Source organism: Metabacillus rhizolycopersici, assembly GCF_020075705.1.
Genome location: NZ_JAIQUM010000045.1, coordinates 19,001 through 39,320 on the forward strand (window position 1 = coordinate 19,001; position 20,320 = coordinate 39,320).

At 37.2% G+C, this 20,320-nt stretch carries 19 protein-coding genes, 2 pseudogenes and 1 riboswitch; of the genes and pseudogenes, 5 read left to right on the forward strand and 16 right to left on the reverse strand.

All coding sequences use genetic code 11. The features are described from left to right. Positions 1-57 precede the first annotated feature (57 nt). Positions 58-531, forward strand: coding sequence for a DinB family protein (locus K9V48_RS17800; RefSeq protein ID WP_224140470.1), 474 nt, complete (start codon positions 58-60; stop codon positions 529-531). 91 nt (positions 532-622) lie between these two features. Here the strand turns inward: K9V48_RS17800 and K9V48_RS29445 are convergent, their stop codons facing one another. Both K9V48_RS29445 and K9V48_RS17810 read right to left on the reverse strand, forming a co-directional pair. Next, positions 623-1,528, reverse strand: coding sequence for an IS200/IS605 family accessory protein TnpB-related protein (locus K9V48_RS29445; RefSeq protein WP_224140472.1), 906 nt, complete (start codon positions 1,526-1,528; stop codon positions 623-625). A gap of 116 nt (positions 1,529-1,644) precedes the next feature. Continuing rightward, the gene (locus tag K9V48_RS17810; protein WP_224140474.1) at positions 1,645-2,022 is read right to left on the reverse strand and encodes a hypothetical protein; all 378 of its coding nucleotides are present in this window, start codon (positions 2,020-2,022) and stop codon (positions 1,645-1,647) included. A gap of 462 nt (positions 2,023-2,484) precedes the next feature. Further along, positions 2,485-2,663: riboswitch (Lysine riboswitch) on the forward strand. 123 nt (positions 2,664-2,786) lie between these two features. Between K9V48_RS17810 and dapA the strand changes: the two genes are divergently transcribed. Continuing rightward, positions 2,787-3,674, forward strand: coding sequence for a 4-hydroxy-tetrahydrodipicolinate synthase (gene dapA, locus K9V48_RS17815; protein ID WP_224140475.1), 888 nt, complete (start codon positions 2,787-2,789; stop codon positions 3,672-3,674). Positions 3,675-3,959: 285 nt separating this feature from the next. On the opposite strand, the gene K9V48_RS17820 is transcribed toward dapA, so the two are convergent. The 12 genes and pseudogenes from K9V48_RS17820 to K9V48_RS17875 form a co-directional block, all read right to left on the reverse strand. Next, complete coding sequence (locus K9V48_RS17820; protein ID WP_224140477.1) at positions 3,960-5,825, reverse strand: DUF2339 domain-containing protein; 1,866 nt, start codon at positions 5,823-5,825, stop codon at positions 3,960-3,962. A gap of 271 nt (positions 5,826-6,096) precedes the next feature. Then, positions 6,097-6,537 carry an SMI1/KNR4 family protein gene (locus tag K9V48_RS17825; protein WP_224140478.1) on the reverse strand — a complete coding sequence of 147 codons (441 nt, stop codon included), beginning with the start codon at positions 6,535-6,537 and terminating at the stop codon, positions 6,097-6,099. Next, positions 6,537-6,761 (reverse strand): annotated as a pseudogene (locus K9V48_RS17830) (LXG family T7SS effector ribonuclease toxin YxiD); the annotation flags it as partial. The gene K9V48_RS17825 and the pseudogene K9V48_RS17830, both read right to left, overlap by 1 nt. A gap of 12 nt (positions 6,762-6,773) precedes the next feature. Beyond that, positions 6,774-7,217 (reverse strand): DoxX family protein, encoded by a 444-nt coding sequence (locus K9V48_RS17835; protein WP_438803899.1) that lies wholly within the window; start codon positions 7,215-7,217, stop codon positions 6,774-6,776. A 421-nt stretch (positions 7,218-7,638) separates the two neighbouring features. Further along, the gene (locus K9V48_RS29995) at positions 7,639-7,755 is read right to left on the reverse strand and encodes a carbonic anhydrase family protein (RefSeq protein ID WP_438803900.1); all 117 of its coding nucleotides are present in this window, start codon (positions 7,753-7,755) and stop codon (positions 7,639-7,641) included. Positions 7,756-7,923: 168 nt separating this feature from the next. Then, positions 7,924-8,472 carry a 3D domain-containing protein gene (locus tag K9V48_RS17845; RefSeq protein ID WP_224140480.1) on the reverse strand — a complete coding sequence of 183 codons (549 nt, stop codon included), beginning with the start codon at positions 8,470-8,472 and terminating at the stop codon, positions 7,924-7,926. A 249-nt stretch (positions 8,473-8,721) separates the two neighbouring features. Beyond that, entirely contained in the window at positions 8,722-10,098 is a 1,377-nt protein-coding gene (locus tag K9V48_RS17850) for an amino acid permease (protein WP_224140481.1), read from the reverse strand. Positions 10,099-10,296: 198 nt separating this feature from the next. Beyond that, entirely contained in the window at positions 10,297-11,595 is a 1,299-nt protein-coding gene (locus K9V48_RS17855) for a dihydrolipoamide acetyltransferase family protein (RefSeq protein ID WP_224140482.1), read from the reverse strand. 12 nt (positions 11,596-11,607) lie between these two features. Beyond that, a complete protein-coding gene (locus K9V48_RS17860) occupies positions 11,608-12,630 on the reverse strand; it encodes an alpha-ketoacid dehydrogenase subunit beta (protein WP_224140484.1) in 1,023 nt (340 codons plus the stop codon). Further along, positions 12,630-13,697 carry a pyruvate dehydrogenase (acetyl-transferring) E1 component subunit alpha gene (pdhA, locus tag K9V48_RS17865; RefSeq protein ID WP_224140485.1) on the reverse strand — a complete coding sequence of 356 codons (1,068 nt, stop codon included), beginning with the start codon at positions 13,695-13,697 and terminating at the stop codon, positions 12,630-12,632. Before pdhA ends, K9V48_RS17860 begins: the two co-directional genes overlap by 1 nt. Positions 13,698-13,851: 154 nt before the next feature. Further along, positions 13,852-14,992 (reverse strand): annotated as a pseudogene (locus K9V48_RS17870) (Leu/Phe/Val dehydrogenase). Positions 14,993-15,063: 71 nt separating this feature from the next. Beyond that, complete coding sequence (locus tag K9V48_RS17875; protein ID WP_224140488.1) at positions 15,064-15,465, reverse strand: thioesterase family protein; 402 nt, start codon at positions 15,463-15,465, stop codon at positions 15,064-15,066. Between the two features lie 243 nt (positions 15,466-15,708). On the opposite strand from K9V48_RS17875, the gene K9V48_RS17880 reads away from it, so the two are divergent. Beyond that, complete coding sequence (locus K9V48_RS17880; RefSeq protein WP_224140489.1) at positions 15,709-16,161, forward strand: Lrp/AsnC family transcriptional regulator; 453 nt, start codon at positions 15,709-15,711, stop codon at positions 16,159-16,161. A gap of 289 nt (positions 16,162-16,450) precedes the next feature. On the opposite strand, the gene K9V48_RS17885 is transcribed toward K9V48_RS17880, so the two are convergent. Beyond that, complete coding sequence (locus K9V48_RS17885) at positions 16,451-17,782, reverse strand: CoA-disulfide reductase (RefSeq protein ID WP_224140490.1); 1,332 nt, start codon at positions 17,780-17,782, stop codon at positions 16,451-16,453. 54 nt (positions 17,783-17,836) lie between these two features. Further along, positions 17,837-18,106, reverse strand: a complete 270-nt coding sequence (locus tag K9V48_RS17890) for a GNAT family N-acetyltransferase (RefSeq protein ID WP_224140491.1) — start codon at positions 18,104-18,106, stop codon at positions 17,837-17,839. A gap of 478 nt (positions 18,107-18,584) precedes the next feature. Between K9V48_RS17890 and K9V48_RS17895 the strand changes: the two genes are divergently transcribed. Further along, complete coding sequence (locus K9V48_RS17895) at positions 18,585-19,301, forward strand: DUF459 domain-containing protein (protein WP_224140492.1); 717 nt, start codon at positions 18,585-18,587, stop codon at positions 19,299-19,301. A 483-nt stretch (positions 19,302-19,784) separates the two neighbouring features. After that, positions 19,785-20,255 carry a hypothetical protein gene (locus K9V48_RS17900; protein ID WP_224140493.1) on the forward strand — a complete coding sequence of 157 codons (471 nt, stop codon included), beginning with the start codon at positions 19,785-19,787 and terminating at the stop codon, positions 20,253-20,255. The last annotated feature ends 65 nt before the right edge of the window (positions 20,256-20,320 follow it).

Below are 20,320 nucleotides of genomic sequence, written 5' to 3' on the forward strand. Positions count from 1 at the left end.
GAACGTAATGACCTCGAATTGACTATAAAGAGAGGATCATAAGAGGAGGTTTTTAACTTGGAACAATTAATTTTTCACCATATGGAAACAGTACGCAGAATAACAGAGCAAACGATGATGAACATTCCAGAAGATATTTCAGATACCATTCCAAATGGTTTTAATAACAATATTCGTTGGAACTTTGGGCACATTACATTTATTCAGGAAAAGCTCGTCTTTGGACTGTTAGATAATGAGATGAACATTCCGAAGGATTACGAACAACTTTTTGGTGCTGGAACGAAACCTGTCGACTGGGAAGAAATTCCTCCATCATTTTCAGAGATTGCTGATATCTTAACGGAACAAAAAACAAGAATAAAAAATTTTCTTCATGGACGTTTGCATGAAAAGCTGCCAACTCCATTTACAAACCGGAGAGGCATTACGTTTTACACTGTTGGTGAAGCATTTTTGTTTAGCTTTTACCATGAAGCATCACACATCGAAACGATTAATCGTTTATACCGATCTATTTTTTCTGATTGAACTACCCCCACCTAAAATTCTACCTAATTTTTGAGGAAAGGGATTCCTAAAAGGACATACTAAGTGACTTAGTAGACCATTGCCCGTTCAACTAGGCAATGGGTTTTCTACTTTCTTTCTTAGACAAACCTTTTTCCACCAAGTCTGGAAGAGCCCCTGGAGTAAAAAGATCACTCATCGAGTAATGCTTGCTAGGAATAGAAAGTTCTATCTGATACAAACAATGGGTATGTATGTCAGATAGGCATCTTGAAACCCACTTCCATTGCGCCCAATGATGTAGACCTACTATCTTCTCCGGTAGTAGGGAATGCAACACTGGTGGAAGTTTTTCTTTAAATCTCATTGCTCTTCTAGCAATGACATAAGAAGCTGCTTGGTGAATACTAATACCAAGTCGCTTCATGTATTTGATTTTACCGATTTGACTTGTATAGGCCGGATTTACTTCACATACAGCCACACCCATTTTGTTTGCACGGTTTTTTATGGCTGAAATAAGCTTACGATAAGCAAACATGGACATTTTCTTATTCGCCTTTTTATTCCCATATGGATTTGATACTTTTGATTTCGTTGTGTTTAAGTTTTCAATCACGATCGGTTTATTGAGTTTACCAGCTAAATCTACTAATCGTATCGCTTCTGCTTCAATCATTTTTGTTGCTTGACCCGATGATTTCCCCTCTAAATCAAACTCAAATACACCCGATTTAATCAGTTGACCTTTCACATTCATGTTGGACCATGCGATGTGGTTCACATTCAAATCCACACCAACTACACCATCAGATTTACTGTGGTTTATGTTTTCCTCTTCAGGAATATCCAAGATGCATTTAAAAATATAATAATCACCGTGATCCTCAACAGACCAAGCCACTGCATTTCCGTGTTCCTTTTTCAAATTAGATGGCATATTTACTTGTGATTGAATAACTTTTTCAACGTTTTCTTGCCCATAAGGAAAGACAAGATTCGGTATTTCAACTGCCACACCGTTTAGAGTGGTGAAATTGAGATTCCATATTTGAACAAAAATATTTTCAAAAAAAAAGAGCCATTCATCCCCGACTTATCCGCTATCTCGTCTTGAAGATGGGGGTCTTCTGGCTAGAAAAGATAAACGCTTTTTTGATTCACACTAAATTCCTGTTCTTTCACTTGATTATTTACACTTAATTGCATTTTAGCAATTTCATTTTCTTGAGTAGTCACAATCATCATTTTTAATTCATTAGAATGATCATTCATTACATTAATTAAGAACTCAGAAAATGATTGACCTGAACTTTTCTCAATATGATTCCATTGATAGTCACCATTATGATTTTTTGTAAATTGAATATAAGCGGGATTATGATTAGACAGAAAACCAACAACTCGGTCATCGTTTATATCATTTATTTCTAAGATTTCAATTGAATCATTTTCATAACTCTCTATCGACTTAATGACTTGTTCTATAGAAGCTTGATCATTTCCATACACTTGCTGATTACTTATGGAAAAATAAATGAAAAGAAATGTTATAAGTATAATTGCAGTGATAATGTGTTTTTTGCTAATTTTTTTAGGAACATGATCCTACTCCCCCTCTAATGGTAATTATCATATATTTCTTCTTAACTAATAATCTCTTTTACTTAATTTAAAATACAAGTATAATAGTAATGATAAAAAAGGATCATAGCAACCATTGCCGTTAGAGTAATTCCAACTGCTACAAACATCAAAACAGTACCTAGTATTAGTATGTGAAAGATTAATAGCACATTGTGTTTCCTTATTCATTCACCTGATTATGCTATCTTTTCTATTTATCTATTAGTAGCTACTGAATAAACATTTCAATTATTTTCTAGTTTGATACTGTAAATGTTCCTTGCAAAAAAAGCATTTTACTGTTATAGTACATTCAATTACATATTTTCTTATTTCAAAACCTTTTGAAGTGAGGATAGAGGTGCAAAGATCAAGAGTATACAATTCGAGGAGAATGAGATCCTTTGAAGATTGTAGAAAGGGGTATTTGCCGAAGCGGAAAGAATCTCATGTTCTTGAAGCTGGTTCTGCTATTGAATAAATACAGAACTGTCATATAGGTAACTATATGGAGGGCTATCGCACGGGAACGATTTTTAATACTTATTGTTTCTTAAGCAACAGCGAATCCCTCGTTGTTGCTTTTTTGCGTTTTATATAATATGCCCTGCCCCGCCTCTTGTAAAAAATAACCTAAAGGGTGTGTAGATATGAATTTTGGCCAAGTATTAACTGCAATGGTTACCCCATTTGATCAGAATGGGGTAATCGATTTTGAAGCAACGAAAACGCTAGTGAATCATCTTATTGAGAACGGTTCTGACGGTCTAGTGATCGCAGGCACAACAGGAGAATCTCCGACATTAACAACCGATGAAAAAGTAGAACTATTCGAATTTGTCGTAAATGTTGTAGAAGGACGAGTGCCAGTAATCGCTGGGACCGGATCTAATAATACGAAAGCTTCGATCAGCTTAACTCGTCTTGCTGAGGACGCAGGAGTTGATGGTATAATGCTTGTCACACCATACTATAACAAGCCATCACAAGAAGGCATGTACCAGCATTTTAAAGCAATTGCCGAAGCAACATCCCTCCCAATCATGCTTTACAACATTCCAGGAAGAAGTGTTGTCAACATGTCGGTTGAGACGATTGTTCGCCTCGCAAAAATTGATAATATTGTCTGCATAAAAGAAGCAAGCGGCGACCTTGATGCAATGGCGCAAATTATTAGTGAAACAGCAAGTGATTTTACATTGTACAGCGGCGATGACGGCTTAACAGTACCCGTATTAGCGATCGGTGGAGCAGGAATTATTTCGGTTGCTTCACACATCATTGGCAATGAAATGCAAGATATGATCAATAGCTTTAAAAATGGCGATATTGTAAAAGCTAGTACGTTACATCGCAACCTTCTTCCGCTTATGAAAGCATTGTTTGCTGCACCAAATCCTACGCCTGTAAAAGCGGCATTGAATATGAGCGGGATAAATGTTGGCGGTGTTCGGTTGCCGATGGTGGCTTTGAACGATGAAGAGACAAGAGCGTTACAGAGTGTTTTACAAGTTTATAATATTAATGGAAATGGATAAATAGTTAAAAAGAGAGCGAATACTATATTCCTCTCTTTTGCTTACGCCTAAATGATTATTTCATTCACAATATTATTTTCACCCTTAGCTGTGTTGTCTCTGAAACATTCCTTAATCTTTCCATTAGCTCTAATTATATTTATTTTAGCTTTTATTATTGAGGATTCAAAAAATAGCACCCTCTCAAATTAGCAGACGGTGCTATTTTTCATTAAAATATATTTTAGGTTTCACTATCTAAATGTTGTTTTTGTAGTTTATTAACAAATTCGATCCTTCCAGAAACTATTTCTTCTTCACATACAATAATCGCGATAACAACATACCAATCGCACCTAAACCAATAAAAAGAATGGCACGTACAACAATGGTTACATATATTAAATCGACTAAGAGTAATTTAGCTAGAGTTAGTATTAGTAGACCTATACCTAACAAGCGAATGATTTTCTTATTATAGAATACACCTGCAATGACACATATCGCTGCGTATAATGCCCAAGAAAAAGATATAGACATCATCGTAATATTGTATGAAAAATCATTCGTATTGAAACGAACTAGATCTGTTAAGACCACCAACTGTATAAATGCATTAATCCCTATCACAATTGTTTTAACCGCTTTGTTTGTCGCATAACTTCCTTTTGTCCATACATATACCATAAAAAGAGAAAAAACAGTTACAAGCATAGCTAGGAGCTCTAAACTAAACACAGCTCCATACTTTGGCAAACGAATAAAAAACAGTAAGTGTCCTAGTATTGTCCCAAAAGTAATCGCTACTTGAACGACTTCATTTTTTTCATAATAGATCTTTGCTAAATAAATGAGAAAGTATAAAGAGATTATAAAAAAGATCCAAATAAAGGTTTCTAAACTTACAATCTCGTAAATATAAGTAAACATAATCATAAGCGTCCCAGCTATATAGACGAGCGCTCCTGAAAGCTTTTGAAACACCACTTGGAAACGACAACCAAGATAAATGGCAATGACACCTTCAAATAAAAATGAAGCGATTAAAACATTTCCGTCATCACTAAAAGCTTGTAATAATAACAAAAATACGCCGAATGTTGTAATCGATAATGCAACAGAAATAAGATCCTTTCTTAGCTTATTCTTATTAAGATAAACCACTAAACCATACCCAATAGATACAACGATCAGGTAAATGACATATTGGTATTCATTATGAAGTGTACCTACCTTCACCCAAAAAGTTGTTACTATAAAGCTAGTAAACAATAATGGTACAGGAAACATCTTATTAAATTTAGCTTGATAGACAGAATAAAAAATGATTACATGTTGAATAACAGCACCCATAGCCATTAGGTTGACTAAATTATTATCATAATTCATCAAAGTCCCAATCATAAAAATGATATAAACAACATGAAGCAAACTCGTTGCAACATAAAATAATCCTTTGAACTCTTTATAGATAGCATAGGAAACCAACGTTGCATAAAAGACAATTTCATATATGACGGCTGCATGAACATTTCCCGAACCCGCTACTAAAAATGGAATTAAATATCCAATGAACGCCATTAAAATTGCCATTACTTGTGAATGATGACGATTAGCTAAAAATAATCCGATTCCTACCCAAATCATATTTAAGCCAAAGGCTACAATAGTCGGAGCCATACCATATAGGACATTCATTGCAAAAGTGGTCAATATTAAGATTCCTATCGCACCAACTAACAATGACTTCCCCAACGACTGTCTGGCACCTTTAATTTGTTTTTCTCCTAAAAAGTACAAGCCAAACGCAACTCCAAAACCTAATGCGACCCGAATCGGTTCTGTTAATACACCATAATCCACCGCAACCTTGAACCCCCATATTAATCCCAGTAATAGGACGAAAACAAAAATTCTCGGCAACCACACCCGTCCAATGAGATTCTCCCAATCTACCGGTTCCTTTTCCTTAACCGGTGACGGACTCATAGGTATTGTCTCTTCATGAAGTGTTTCTTTTTTTCTATTTTCATATGGTAATTTAGGTTCACTTACTGTTTTTGACTCGAGAAGAATTTCACTCTTGCTTCCCAGCCGTTGCTTTAATAATTGAACTTCTTTTTCTAATTGCTGTACTCTTTTCTCCAATTGTTCATAGTGTTCTTTTTCCATGTAATTAACTCCTTTCGTAAAAAAGTTATTATTATCTAATGTAACTATACTTATTTAACTCAACTTCCGCACCTAGAAAAATCAAATGAACCCTTGATATAACAAGGTATGAATTTTATAAATACGTCATGTATGTTTTCCTTTTCATAATTTCTTTATTTCTTTTATGATTATTTTCCTTATATTTCTCCCTTTAACTATAATATGTCATTAAACAAAAAAACCTTGACCAGCATAAAGCCAATCAAGGGATGAGTATTATTAATGTCTTTTAGTCCACTAGCAAATCTAAGTAATATTTGTCATTCCCCTCTATTTTTTTCAAAAATTCTTCAAGAGAAGTTGCAATTTGAATATCATAATAGTAAATTGGACACTCATTATTTTCATTCATTTCTATTGACATTAAAGCGGATTCACTGCCTTCAAAAAATATTAATTTGTTATTCTCAAATTCATCATAGATTTCTATATCGGGATAAAATTCAAAATCATTAATTCTCAATCGAAAGTCTCTTATTGAATATGGGTCCATTATACGATTAATATTAAACTCTGATCCTTTTATAAACCCGTAGCCAACTTCTAGATAAAAATTAACTAACTCCTTAGGAATTTTTATATCGAGTTCCTTCTCAACTTCTTCTATTTCGCTTTCAGTCACTGGATAAAAACTATTTTCTTGATTTATTTTAATAAAATTATAGCTCATTATTTTTTACCTTCTTTAAATAGTGCATTGTCCGGTGAACCTGTTTCATGAATACCAGCTTGATGCTCACTTGGGAATTTTGCCGGATGCATATTCCACCATTCATTTTCCCCTCCAAAAGTATTTTCAATTATATGGTGAGCATCATACTTATCTCCCTTTTTCCTAATAATCTTACCTATTTTTTCTGATATAACATTTTCGTTATAAACAGGCCATTTTTTAATTCTAGAAGATTAAGATGTTCTCTCATTTACAAGGGATTCCTCATGGGCTTTTCGAGAAGATGCCGATTTTAGTTGCAATAGTTTTGAATCTACGGATAATAAATAGCTACCGTTTAACACGAGATGTAGAGCAATGATCATTAAAACAACGTCAAATTCATACCCGCCTAAGAAACCATCTCTTAATTTAACAAGCATAATTGCTCCAATCATTATGCAAGTAATTAAACCGGAAAAGATTCTTGTACCAATACCTAGAATTAAAGAAATTCCGCCAACTAATTCAATGAATGCAACGAAGTATGCCAAAAAGCTTGGCAATCCCATGGATGGGAAACCAGCAGCAAAATTTTCAATACCACCTTGGAATTTATCTAGTCCATGCATAAAGAATGTAAAACCTAATATGATTCTTAATAAAAGTGAACCAATTTCTTGATTATTTTTCATCATTATTCTCCCCTCCCACTATTTAAAAGTCATTTTAAAAAGTATTTAGCCCCTCCTTCGCTAAATACCATAATAGCCACTCGTGCTATCCAACCTAGTTTTAATTTAACAAAATTTTATTACTAAATTGGACAATCTGTATTAAGAATTGTTAAGCCTCTGTTAAGTCTCTGTTAAGGACATTAAATAATTTCTTCTTTTCACCTAAATCAGTGACGTTTGTTTAACGACACGCCATTGATAATGATCAACCTTTTCAGAATATAGCTATTCTATAATACCGATGTTCTCTTTTAACTTGTTTCGTCTTTCTTCATTATAAATAGCTTTCTACTTAGTTCTTAATAATTCCGCGTTCGTTTAAAAGCTGAACAGGACAATGGTTCTCAGGAAATATTTGCTGGAATGATTCAATTTGTTCTTTTCACATTTCAATCGGTTGCTCAAACATAATCCATTTTACTTCTTCTGTACGAGAAGGCGTCGTTAATGAACCGTTGTAATAAAGAAAGGATAAATCTGTTAAATCTAATACAGGAATTTAATCAAACTTTTTGTAAATTATCGGATTTTGTTTTAAATTATCATAACTCTATTTTAAAGCCACATTAAGATCATTAGAGGAAATTCCCACCAATACTGCAATTTTTCATCCTTTTACACCAAAAAAAACGCCCCAAAAGCTATGCTTTTGGAACATTCTTTTATATTACTCGTAAACTTTTACTTTTACTGTCTTTACACCCCAATTAATGGCTTTTTGTTTTGATGAAATGAATACGTCAATTTTATTTCCTTTAATAGCGCCTCCTTTATCACCAGCAATTGCTTCACCGTAACCTTCTACGTGAACCTTTGTGCCAAGTGGGATGACTTTCGGATCTACTGCAATGACTTTAGCAGAAGGGTTTTTCTTTAAATCTATCCCGGTTGCTGTAATGCCACTGCATCCTTCGCAATTCGCCGTGAATGCTGTAGCCTTTACTGTGATCGTTTCAGAAGAAGCCGTCTTTGTAGTTGAAGCCTGTTTAACTGTACTTGTTGTGTTCTGTACCTTTAACACTTGATTTGGTTTAATTAAATCATTATCTAAATTATTCCAAGTTTTAAGCTGATTAACTGATATTTTATGTATATTAGCAATTTTCCACAATGAATCACCCTTTTTTACTTGATATGTACTAGCAGCCAATGAAACTTCGGAAAAACCAAATACCAGAAATGTTGCAGTCACAATGGTAATGAGCATTTTTTTCATTTGATCAGTCTCCCTTATATTAAATTGTAATCCTATATTAACAATTTAATATAACAGGGACATTTCAATATATTGGTATTTAAGTTACAAAATGGTATCAAAAGTTAATTAACATAAAGCTAACTATGAGCAATTAAAGAGGTTGGATACCATAATCATTGATTAGAGGTAATCAAAAACCACTGGTTATAATAGTTTGATTGTGATATAAATTTCCATAAAAAAACAACTCCATAGCTTTAGATCAGGCTATATTACATCCTTTTCTTTTACATTTGTATCCTTTTCATCTACATTTCTAAATTTAAAAATGGAAATCACAATTAACACAGCTACAACAACAAGACAAGCAATGATACTCACGCGATTCTGTTCATTAAATACGAATACGACGGAAATAACGCTTAACGCAACTGCTGTTAATCCTGTTATATATGGAAAGCCCCATAATTTAAAGCTTGGCTCTTTCGGATAAGATTTGCGAAGCTTAAGTTGCGCTAAACAAATACTGATCCATACTAATGATACGACAAAACCAGGAATCGCCATCAATAAAGTAAATACCCTATCCTGGTCAACCAAGGCGAACAGGGATCCGCCGAACAATATAACGGCACTAAACATTATGCTGTAAAGTGGTACACCGCTTTTTGATACATAGCCAAAAGACTTTGGAGCTTCTCCTCCTGTTGCTAAAGAATGCAGCATCCGCGTACAACCATATATCCCAGAGTTAGCTGCAGATAAAACCGCTGTAATTAAAATAAAGTTCATAATGTGAGCTGCTCCCTGCAGACCGGCCATTGATAATACTTGGACAAACGGACTTGACTGATCGCTTAGCTCATTCCAAGGAATTAAACCGCAGATAATGAGGATTGGCAGCGTGTAGAATAGGACAATTCTTCCGATAAAGCTTTTAATAACCTTAGGTAACACACGTTCCGCATCTTTTGCTTCTGTTACGGTTACTCCTATTAGTTCAGAGCCTCCGTACGAAAACATAACAATTAATAGTGCCGAGAAAATAGACATCCACCCATTCGGGAAAAACCCTCCATGATCTGTATAGTTTTGCAGATAGTTTGATTCGCTGCTTGGGATAATTCCAAATAAAATAGCTGCTCCCAAGACGATAAATACCATGATCATGGCAATTTTAATTCCGGCAAACCAAAATTCAAATTCCCCGTAGTTTTTAACATTCATCATGTTGATTCCGATGACTAAAGCTGCACAGCTTAAGCTTAATACCCAAAGCGGAATATTTGGAAGCCAATATTGCAAGAAGAATCCTGCCACGACTACCTCAATGATGCACACAGCCAGCCACATGAAGCAATACATCCAGCCTACAACAAAGGAAACACGGCTGCCGAATGCTTTTTGAATAAAGCCTTTCATATTTGTGTTCGGATAGACGATCGCCATTTCCGCTATAGCTCCCATGACGACAAGAAGTAATAGCCCTGCGAATGTATAAGCGAAAATAACTCCCGGTCCTGCTAACGATACGGTTTCAGCACTCCCCTTAAAAATTCCGGTACCGATCGCTCCCCCCATTGCCATCAAACTTATATGCCGCGGCAACAGGTTTTTTTGAAGTGATGCATGATTTGATCCCATTACTTATTCCTCCTTAGCTCTATCGATCAAAAAGATTGTATTTGCCGAATTCTTATTATACTGTTTTCAACAATTAAACAGCTACTATTATTCAACCGGGAAGCCTTTTTCGGTAAGCGCTTATACATTCTGTTTATGGCAACCCATGCAACATGAGCAGTGTTTGCCCATGCTGCATGGGTTACGTGAATGAAGCAATTATGCTAGTTCAATTGGCCATAGCTTTGGGTTTTCAATCAATTGTTTAAAGCGGTTCGTAAAGGCAACAGCTGTAGCACCGTCCGCAACGCGGTGGTCAAACGCCATTGACAAGTTCATAATAGAACGAACGGCAATTTCATCATTTTCCATGACAACAGCCATTTTCTTCGTTTTATGGAAGGCAATTAAACCTGTTTCCGGATGATTGATAATTGGAGTAGCTCCGATGCTTCCTAACGGTCCAACGTTGCTGATCGTAAACGTACCGCCTTTCATATCAGCCGGTGCCAATTTGCCTTCTTGCGCTTTCTTCGTTAATTCTTTTAGTTTATCATGAATTTGTCGGACAGATAGTTGATCTGCATGATGAATGACAGGGACGATTAAGCCGTCTTCTGTATCTGTCGCAATCCCGATATTATATTCTTTTTCCAGGCGGATAACTTCATTTTCCTCATCAAGCTTTGCATTAAACACAGGAAATTGTTTTAACGCAACCGTAATCGCTTTAATAAAGAAAGCGACAGCCGACACATTAATGTCCATTTCTTTCAAATCTTTTCGATATACGAGCAATTCCGTCAAATCGATTTCTTCAAAATGAGTCACATGTGGAATGGTGAAAAGAGACTGAGTCATCTTCTTCGCAATTTGCTTACGGCGGCCTCTGAATGGAATAAACTCTTCGTCCGCTTGCGGTTTGGTGCCTTCTCTTACTTCCTGCTTTTGAACGTCCTGCTTCATTTCTGCCTTTTGTTCAGGCACTTCCACAGAAACAGCATTTTCTTCTTTGGAACTTTGCAGCCCGTCTCGTTTTTTGACAAAGTTGTAGACGTCTTCTACTGTGATTCGCCCTATTTTGCCCGTACCTGTAATTTCGTTAATATCTACACGAAACTCGCGCGCGATTCTTCTCGTGGAAGGCGCCGCAATGATGAATTTCTTTTCACCTTTTTGCACAGCCGAAGCGGTTTGCTGCGGTTGTAGTGCCTGCACCTCTGCTTGTTTAGGAGCGGCTTCTTCCCGTTTCTTTTCGATTGCCGGTTCTGCTGCCCCCCCTCCTTCCGCTTCCAACACAAGAAGCGTTGTGCCAACAGATACCGTTGTTCCTCGATCGATGATAATATCTTTTACTTTTCCTGAAGCTGGAGCAGGAAGCTCCGCCACCATTTTATCTGTTTGTACTTCTACAAGAGGCTCGTCTGCCTTAACTGTATCTCCAACCTTAACGAAATAATGAATAATTTCTCCTTCGGTCATTCCTTCGCCGATATCATGAAGTTTTACTTCAACCAATGTTTTCCCCTCCTAGAAATGCACAACTTTTTCGATTGCTTGATAAACTCGCTGAGGTGTCGGTAAATAGTGATCCTCCAGCGCAAAGAGTGGAACCGGAACATCAAAGCCTGTTACACGCTCAATCGGCGATTTCAAGTATAGAAACGATGTATCATTAATGATGGAAACAATATCATTCCCCACTCCTCCTGTTTCATGAGCTTCATGAACAATCACCGCACGCCCTGTTTTTTGGACGGATTCAGCGATGATATCTTTATCAATCGGATACAGGGTACGTAAATCAATCACATCGCATGTGATGCCTCGTTTTTCTGCCTGTTCGGCTACTTTCATGGCTACCTGCACCATTGCCCCCCATACAATAATCGTCACATCCTCCCCATCTTTCAGCTTTTTCCCTTTGCCGATTTCAACCGTATATTTTCTTTCCGGTACTTCTTCACGGTTGGCACGGTAAATTCTCAAAGGCTCTAAAAATAAGACCGGGTCTGGATCTTCAATTGCTGCAATCATAAGTCCTTTTGCATCATAAGCAGAAGACGGACAGACCACTTTAATGCCAGGCATATGGGTAAACAATGCTTCCACGCTGTCTGAGTGAACTTCCGGAGCCCGAATACCTGCCCCGTATGGAGCGCGGATGACCATCGGAACGGTGAAATGTCCCATTGTCCGCATGCGAATGCGCGATACGTGCGTCATAATTTGTTCATAAGCCGGATAGATAAACCCAAAAAACTGCATCTCGACTACCGGTTTAAATCCATTGACCGCCATTCCGATGGAGGTCCCGATAATCCCCGCTTCACTTAGCGGCGTATCAATGACACGGTCTTCGCCAAATTGTTCCTGCAACCCATCTGTCGCACGGAATACTCCGCCGTTTTTCCCAATATCCTCCCCAAGCAAGATAACGCTTTCATCTCCTTGTAACATCGTTCGTAAACCATCTGTCACCGCTTGTATAAGCATTAATTGATTTGTTTTTGTCTCAGAACCTGCCTTTGGTTGTTCTACACTCATGACCATCAACCTTCACCTCCGAGTAATTGAAGATACTGCTCTTTTTGTTTCGCAATTGTCCAAGTCGGTGTCTCGAATACATGATCGAACAGGTCATTGACATTCGGTTTCGGGAAGCTTTCCATGTCTTTGACAGCCTGTTCCACTTCATTCGTGATTTCCTCTTTGATCTTCTCTACCCACTCTTCATCCCAGAAGCCATTTAATTTCATGTAACGTTCTACACGAAGGAGAGGATCGCGAATCTCACGGATTTCGTCACTGTCAGACTGATTGCGATATTTAGTCGGATCATCTGCCGTTGTATGGGCACCGTATCTCCATGTCATGGCTTCAATTAAAGTTGGGCCTTCTCCATTACGGGCGCGGTCAAGTCCTTCCTTTGTTTGAAAATACACGGCAAATATATCGTTTCCATCAACACGGATACCTGGCATATCATAAGCGACTGCTTTTTGTGCAATCGTTTCAGAATTCATTTGCTTTTCAATCGGCACTGAAATCGCAAAGCCGTTATTTTGATTAAAGAAGATAGCCGGCGCTTGAAACACACTGGCAAAATTCAAGCCTTCATGGAAATCGCCCTCTGAAGTGGCTCCGTCACCAAAATAAGCAATCGCTGCATTTTTTGTCCCTTTTCTTTTTTCCGCCATCGCAGCCCCTGCTGCATGTGGGATTTGAGTAGCAATTGGAACGGCAGGAGGGAATATCTTTTTTCCTTCTTCAGGTACACATCCTTCTACACGACCATTCCAATATAAATACGTACGAGCCATGTTGGCCCCAAACGTTAACGTAGCACCGTGGTCACGATATGTAGGGAACACCCAGTCATCTTTTTCAAGCGCCAGTGCACTTCCAACTTGAGAGGCTTCCTGACCCTCAAACGGCGCATATGTCCCAAGTCTTCCTTGACGCTGCAAACTAATCGCTTTTCGATCAAAGGTACGAATGCGAACCATGTTATAGTAGAATGTTTTGACAAGCTCTTCTGTTATTTGTTCTTTATACTGTTCGTTTATTAACTCGCCGCTTTCATCGACGATTTGCAAGATTGGAAATTTCGTTGTCATCTCATCACCTCATTCGATTATTCTGCTCTAACAGACGGTTGGCTCAATTAGCCGTTAGCAAGGCAATCTTTATTAATTTACATTTTGATCCTTTTCTTGTTGTCCAACTGCGGCTCCAATGTCTCTCAAGATTGAACAGTCGCCTTCGCTTTTCTTATTTACGAACATCCCATTTAGGGCGCTTTGTATGAGTGAAAAAGCTATTTTGTTTTTTTGCGGTCTTCCATGCGCTTTTCACAAAGTCGGTTCGCTGCTTGAACAGTTGTGATGTCATCTAATTCTGCCTGCTGGTAAACTTCCAATAATGATGTGTAAATCGACTTTGTTTTCGTTAAAACACGTTCTTTGTTATAGCCGTATAACTCATCCGCTACTTGAATGAGGCCTCCCCCATTCACGATATAATCGGGTGCGTAAACAACGCCTTTGTTCTTTAGCACTTCTCCATGTTTCTCAGTTAAAAGCTGATTATTAGCCGATCCTGCTATCGCTTTTACCTTTAACATGTCTAGCGTATCATCGTTGATGATTCCACCGAACGCACATGGAACAAATACATCCGCATTCACTGAATACACTTCATCACCGCTTACTACACGCACGATGCTACCCAATTGTTTCGCACGTTCTTGAATCGCTTGAATCGCTTTTTCATTAATATCCGTTACGTACAAGTCTCCTCCTGATTCAAGAAGCTGTTCGGCTACTTTAAATCCTACTTTTCCAAGACCTTGAATGGCGTACGCTTTTCCAGACAAATCATCCGTGCCAAACACGACTTTATTCGTTGCTTTTATGCCATATATGACTCCAAGCGCAGTCGGAACTGATGAATCACCGCTGCCTCCGTACGCTTCAGGAATTCCGACGATGCAGTTCGTTTCTTTTGAAGCATGAATGAAGTCATCGATTGAAGTCCCCATATCTGTACCTGTATAAAAACGGCCGTTTAACGAATCAACAAACTGACCGAAAGCTCTAAACATAGCCGGTGTTTTGTCCGTTGCAGGATCACCGATGATGACCGCTTTTCCTCCTCCGAAGTCTACATCGGCAGCTGCACATTTATATGTCATCCCTTTCGATAGACGCAGTACATCTTCTAATGCCTCATCCATCGTACGATATGGACGCATACGACAGCCTCCTAATGCCGGGCCGAGTGTTGTATTATGAATGGCAATAATCGCTTGCAGACCTGTTGCCGGATCATTGCAAAAAACGATTTGCTCATGTTCATGCACTTTTTCTAAAACTATTTCCTTTGCCTGTACAGATTGTTTTATCACATTCATCGCTATACCCCCATTATGACTATGTCTACATAAGAAACCGCTTTCAAAAGAAAGAAAAACAAAATCATTTTTTATTGTTGACGGATCGACTGACGAAGCTTCTTTTCGATTTCCTTTTTCAGTAAAATGACTTGTTTGACTTCCCCTACTCCAATGACCATCTCTTCGTTTCGCGCCTCCACTTTGGTCACAATTACATTATCTTGAATAGCTGTTACAGTGGCAGCAACCGTTACAATGGAACCTTCTGCCGTCGGTGCAATATGTTTGACGGATACAGCTCCGCCGATTCCTTCTTCTTCTTCCTCTAAATATGGCAAAATAATTTTCCTGGATGCCCACTCCATATGATAAACCATGGAAACAGTTGAATAAGCCGGATGGACAACTTCCCCCTCAAACTGAGCAAACATTTCAAGTGTTACTACTGCCGTTACAACAGCAGTATCTCCCACTTGCATCCCTCTTCTCATTTCCTTCCTCCTTTACTAGTAAAATGTTTCATAGAAATTCATACAGTGCATGTTGCTTTAATCCTAGGTTGCCAACTTGATTTTTCGCTTGTTCAATTATTGCGAAAATTCTGTTTATAGTATTAATAATAAGGTATAATTGAATCGAAGAACATAGCAAATTGCATGAATTTCAAGTAATACACATTACATTTTGCATAAGTTTTTACATATTTAACTTCATTTTAAAAAGGAGAATATACAATGGATCAATTAGATATTCGTCTTCTTGAACTTCTTCAAACAGATGGGCGCATGACAATAAGTGAATTGTCGAAGAATTTATCCCTTAGTCGTCCGAGTGTTACCGAGCGTTTAAACCGGCTGCAAGAGAAGGGGATTATTGAAGGATTTAGTGCACGCGTATGTCCTAAAGCAATTGGACGGGATGTCATCGTTTTTATTCAGCTAAGTGAACTCAAAACATCTTCTTATACAGAATTCGAGAAATGGATTATGCAAGACTCTGATATCATCGAATGTCATCGGTTAACCGGTGCTACTAGCTATTTACTGAAAGCTGCTGTTACAGGAATGGAGCATTTAAGTAAACTGATCGATCGGCTAACCCCTTATGGAAATGTTAATACATCGATCGTTTTATCATCACCAGTCTCTTTTCGCTGCATTACTCCCAATGCTATTGAGAAAGGGTAGTCATAAAAACGAAAGACATTCTCTTATTCCTCGCTGAAGCGGTCAATAATGTTCATGATATACTCATTGCTGTGAATAGACAGTATTAAAAAAACGCTGAAGATCAGCGCTCTTTTAATACTTAGTCCATATTTAGTTAATCTTAGTTATATGGAATTTCCTGAGTATCGTTTAACATAGAAATCGTTGATATTTCCTTTTAAATGGTTATGAGATAAACGTCTATGCGTGCTATAAATTAACCTTAACTCACATTGAATCTTTTTAGTAATATAGAGTAGTACAGTATTTACTTGTGCCTTCGAGCCGCTTGTTGGATTGGATCCCACGGACTGTTATAAGGAGGGGCATAGCTAAGATCTAAATCGTCAAGCTCGGTGATGGTCATTTTATGGAAAAGAGCGGTTGCTAAGACATCAATACGCTTGTCAACACCGTTTTTTCCGATAATTTGTCCGCCGAGAAGCAGATCATTATCTTTTCGATAAATCAGTTTGATATAAAGCGGGCTTGCTCCTGGGTAATAACCAGCATGATTTTTCACTTCTAGCGAAATTGTTTGAAATGGAAACTGAAGAACTTGGGCTTCTTTTTCAGACAATCCTGTTTTTCCAAGTGATAGATCCATAAACTGAATAATTGAAGAGCCGACAATTCCTGCAAATGCTACTCCATTACCAGCCATATTTAAACCAGCAATCCGTCCCTGTTTATTGGCTGTTGTGCCAAGAGGAACGTAATCGTCATGCTCTTTAATCCGATGGTATTGTACAGCACAATCCCCTGCAGCATAAATGTCTTTCACGTTCGTTTCCATATAACGGTTCACTTCAATAGCCCCTTTAACACTTAAACGGATATCGGTACCTTTCAGAAAGCTTGTATTCGGATGTACTCCAGTTGAAACTAGCACTAAGTCCGTCTCATAACGCCTCTTGTCTGTTTCAATCGCCTCTACCGCTGTTTGCCCAGCTATTTTCTTCACATCTTCCTCTAAAATGACTTCAATTCCCTTATCTTGCGCTTCTTTATGAATATGCTCTGCCATATCTTCATCAAAAAGTGAAGCAAGCTGTTTCCCTCGTTGGATAATTCGGACATGTTTCCCTAGCTTATGGAAATTCTCAGCCATCTCAAGACCAATATAGCCTCCGCCTACGATCGTTACATCGTTTATTTCTTTTTTTAGACTATCTAAAATACGGTGTGTGTCCGGAATCGTTTTTAATACATGAACATGTTCGAGTTCGATCCCTTCCCACTCTGGTAAGTTGGGACTCGCTCCTGTTGCAATCAACAATTTATCATAGGAATGACAGAATGCTTTACCTGTTTTCGTATGAATTCCATAGACCTTTTTTTCTTCTGGATCAATACTTCTCACTTCACAATATAAATGTGCATCAATCCCATATTTTTGTCGGAAGGTCTCTACGCTTCGAGCGATGAGCTCATCTGTTGAAGAAATCATTCCACTTATCACATATGGAAGTCCACACTGCCCATATGAATAAATCCCTCCTTTCTCAAGAGTAACAATTTCAGCATCTTCCGTATTACGAACAATTTGCATTGCTGCACTCATCCCTGCTGCTTCTCCACCAATAATCACATATTTCATTTTCTCCACCTCTTTTTTCTTATAACGACTAGTCCTTACAGGTTGGCCTCACTCTTAAAATTCTAACACGTCGTGATATTCTTTCGTTTTTTTCATCTTCTCTTTTGCATATGAACATGTTGGAAGGATCTTTTTCCCTTCCGTTCGTGCAAACTGGACGACTTTCTCAACCAACTTCCCAGCTACACCTTGTCCGCGTAATTCATCTGACACGAAAGTATGGTCGACAATTAACCTATCTCCCTTTTCTTCAAAATGCAATTCCGCTTTTTTATCGTCTCGCTCGCCAATATAAAATGTATTTTCGTCCTTTTGAATGTTCATGTTCAGTCTCCTCTCCTTTTTTAAAACCGTTTCTTCTTTTATCTATACCCTCTTTAGACTTTTTTTCATCCTATTTACTTCTTTTTCTTTCCCTCTTCAAAATTAATGTAAGGATTTCTCCATTCATCCAGAAATGTCAAAACCGAGTCGTTCCTATTCTGCTTTTTTTGCTTTTCGAAGATTCGGATCTTTACGGGCAGTTACCTCCCACTTATCTTCTTTGCTCCTCTCGAATCTTGAAGTCAGAGTTTTACTGCCCGTTAAGGTGGGATAAATTACCTCATCGTTTTCCTTGTTATTCTGAAAGGACCAACTAATTCACAGCAAGGGCAGTGTTTTTTCGTTTTTGAGGTTTGATTTACCTGGTAAAAACCCAGATTTTGAGATTTTTTATACTTCCTCCAAAATATTTGAAAATTTATCTAAAATCAAATCGGGAATACATACCTAATAGTTTCAATAGATTTAGGAGGTTAATATGAAACGAATTTTCTTTTATGGAGCCGGTTTGCTACTCCTTCTAACATTAGTAATGGTTTTTGTATATAACAAAGAGAATTGGGAGTTGTCATCAAATACACCAGAAAAACAGATCATCGCTTTAGGAGATTCTTTAACATATGGATATGGCGATCGTTCCGGTGAAGGGTATGTAGATAATCTTCAATGGCTTTTTAATAAACATTATAAGGGGAAAGTCACTGTTCAAAACCATGGTATTCCCGGCCAAAAATCAGACGGACTGCTACAACAAATTAAAAAACCTACAGTTTTTGAAGAGTTAGATAAGGCAGATTACTTTATCGTATTTATCGGTACAAATGATTTAATAAAAAGTAACGGAGGTAATTTAAGCACTATCCATGATACAAGGCTACAGATTGGAAAAGCGGACTACCAAAAAAATTTAGAAAAGATTTTAGAAATTATTCGGGATAAAAATCCGAATGCACCAATTCTTTTCTTAGGACTTTATAATCCTTATCCTTCTGTGAACGATATTGGGAATGTGGTAAGGGAATGGAACTATGCAAGTAAACAGACTATCAGTCGATTTGCGAATGTACACTTTATCTCAACGAACGATATTTTTAAGAATAAATTAAAGAGAAAGTATTTCAGCGATTCACTTCACCCTAACAAAAAAGGCTATGATTTGATTACAAGAGAGATACTCAAGGAATACAACTTTTAATACGTCATTGGTATTTGGATGTTTGAGTTGTACTATTGAGGAAATTAAATAAAAACAAAGGAGGGTTTTAAGTGATTCGTACAATTTTAGTGATTATTGTAGCAATCCCCTACCTTTTCCAGCCTTTTTTCCAAAGGCTCTTTTCTAAGAGATTGTTGTTTTTAAACATAAAAGGATGAACAGCTGTTACAAAGTGGGGCGGAAAATGTGTCGAAAATTGAGGGTTGGTCGATACCTTGGTGATTTCGGACAATAAAATTCAAAACCAGACAATAAAACCTTGAGTTTGGCCAAAAAATCTCAAGTTCAGACAATAAATCGTGATGATGGACAATACATCATTCCGAATAACTGAATTAGAAATCAAGTAAGTTTAAAAACAACAAAGTTTACTAAAACAGCCTTTTAATTAAAGCAAATAATACATAGAATTACCAAAATAAGCAAAGATAAAGGTATTAAAATAAAGGAAGGTAGTATTAAATGAAAAAAAATAAAATGTTTATTATATTAATGACATGTTTACCTTGGTTTTCAATACCTTTACTTGGACTAAAAACATTCAAAAGATTCCTTCCATCATCACTTACTTTGGTTTTATATTTAATTGCTGAAGGGAGACTTGCTGAAAAGAAAAAATGGTGGTGGTTTCCTTTTAACATAAAACCTAATGTATTGGGAGAATTGCCATTAATAATAGGTCCGTTTTTTGTTGGGTCTCTTTGGGTCTTAAAATTCACCTACGGAAAATTTAATCTATACCTACTGACCAATATTATAATTGACTCCCTTTTTACCTTTTTGGGAATGGATTGGTTAAAAAAAATAGGTTACGTCACTTTAGTAAGGCTTCCAAAAATTCAATTATCACTAATATTTTTAATCAAGACTTTTATTTTATACGGTTCTCAGTTTTTGTACGAAAAAGTGTTTTCATCAAATGCATTTAAATAGTGGTATTACTTTAAAGCGATTGAATTGTTCTTTCGCTTTTTTTCAAATTCGTATTATCTGCGAAC

What these genes read in the sequence shown, in the direction of transcription:
- dapA (WP_224140475.1), top strand. Translation starts at nt 2,787, where the DNA reads ATGAATTTTGGCCAAGTATTAACTGCAATGGTTACCCCATTTGATCAG.
- K9V48_RS17820 (WP_224140477.1), bottom strand. Translation starts at nt 5,825, where the DNA reads ATGGAAAAAGAACACTATGAACAATTGGAGAAAAGAGTACAGCAATTA.
- K9V48_RS17825 (WP_224140478.1), bottom strand. Translation starts at nt 6,537, where the DNA reads ATGAGCTATAATTTTATTAAAATAAATCAAGAAAATAGTTTTTATCCA.
- K9V48_RS17835 (WP_438803899.1), bottom strand. Translation starts at nt 7,217, where the DNA reads ATGATGAAAAATAATCAAGAAATTGGTTCACTTTTATTAAGAATCATA.
- K9V48_RS17845 (WP_224140480.1), bottom strand. Translation starts at nt 8,472, where the DNA reads ATGAAAAAAATGCTCATTACCATTGTGACTGCAACATTTCTGGTATTT.
- K9V48_RS17850 (WP_224140481.1), bottom strand. Translation starts at nt 10,098, where the DNA reads ATGGGATCAAATCATGCATCACTTCAAAAAAACCTGTTGCCGCGGCAT.
- K9V48_RS17860 (WP_224140484.1), bottom strand. Translation starts at nt 12,630, where the DNA reads ATGGTCATGAGTGTAGAACAACCAAAGGCAGGTTCTGAGACAAAAACA.
- pdhA (WP_224140485.1), bottom strand. Translation starts at nt 13,697, where the DNA reads ATGACAACGAAATTTCCAATCTTGCAAATCGTCGATGAAAGCGGCGAG.
- K9V48_RS17875 (WP_224140488.1), bottom strand. Translation starts at nt 15,465, where the DNA reads ATGAGAAGAGGGATGCAAGTGGGAGATACTGCTGTTGTAACGGCAGTA.
- K9V48_RS17880 (WP_224140489.1), top strand. Translation starts at nt 15,709, where the DNA reads ATGGATCAATTAGATATTCGTCTTCTTGAACTTCTTCAAACAGATGGG.
- K9V48_RS17885 (WP_224140490.1), bottom strand. Translation starts at nt 17,782, where the DNA reads ATGAAATATGTGATTATTGGTGGAGAAGCAGCAGGGATGAGTGCAGCA.
- K9V48_RS17890 (WP_224140491.1), bottom strand. Translation starts at nt 18,106, where the DNA reads ATGAACATTCAAAAGGACGAAAATACATTTTATATTGGCGAGCGAGAC.
- K9V48_RS17895 (WP_224140492.1), top strand. Translation starts at nt 18,585, where the DNA reads ATGAAACGAATTTTCTTTTATGGAGCCGGTTTGCTACTCCTTCTAACA.
- K9V48_RS17900 (WP_224140493.1), top strand. Translation starts at nt 19,785, where the DNA reads ATGAAAAAAAATAAAATGTTTATTATATTAATGACATGTTTACCTTGG.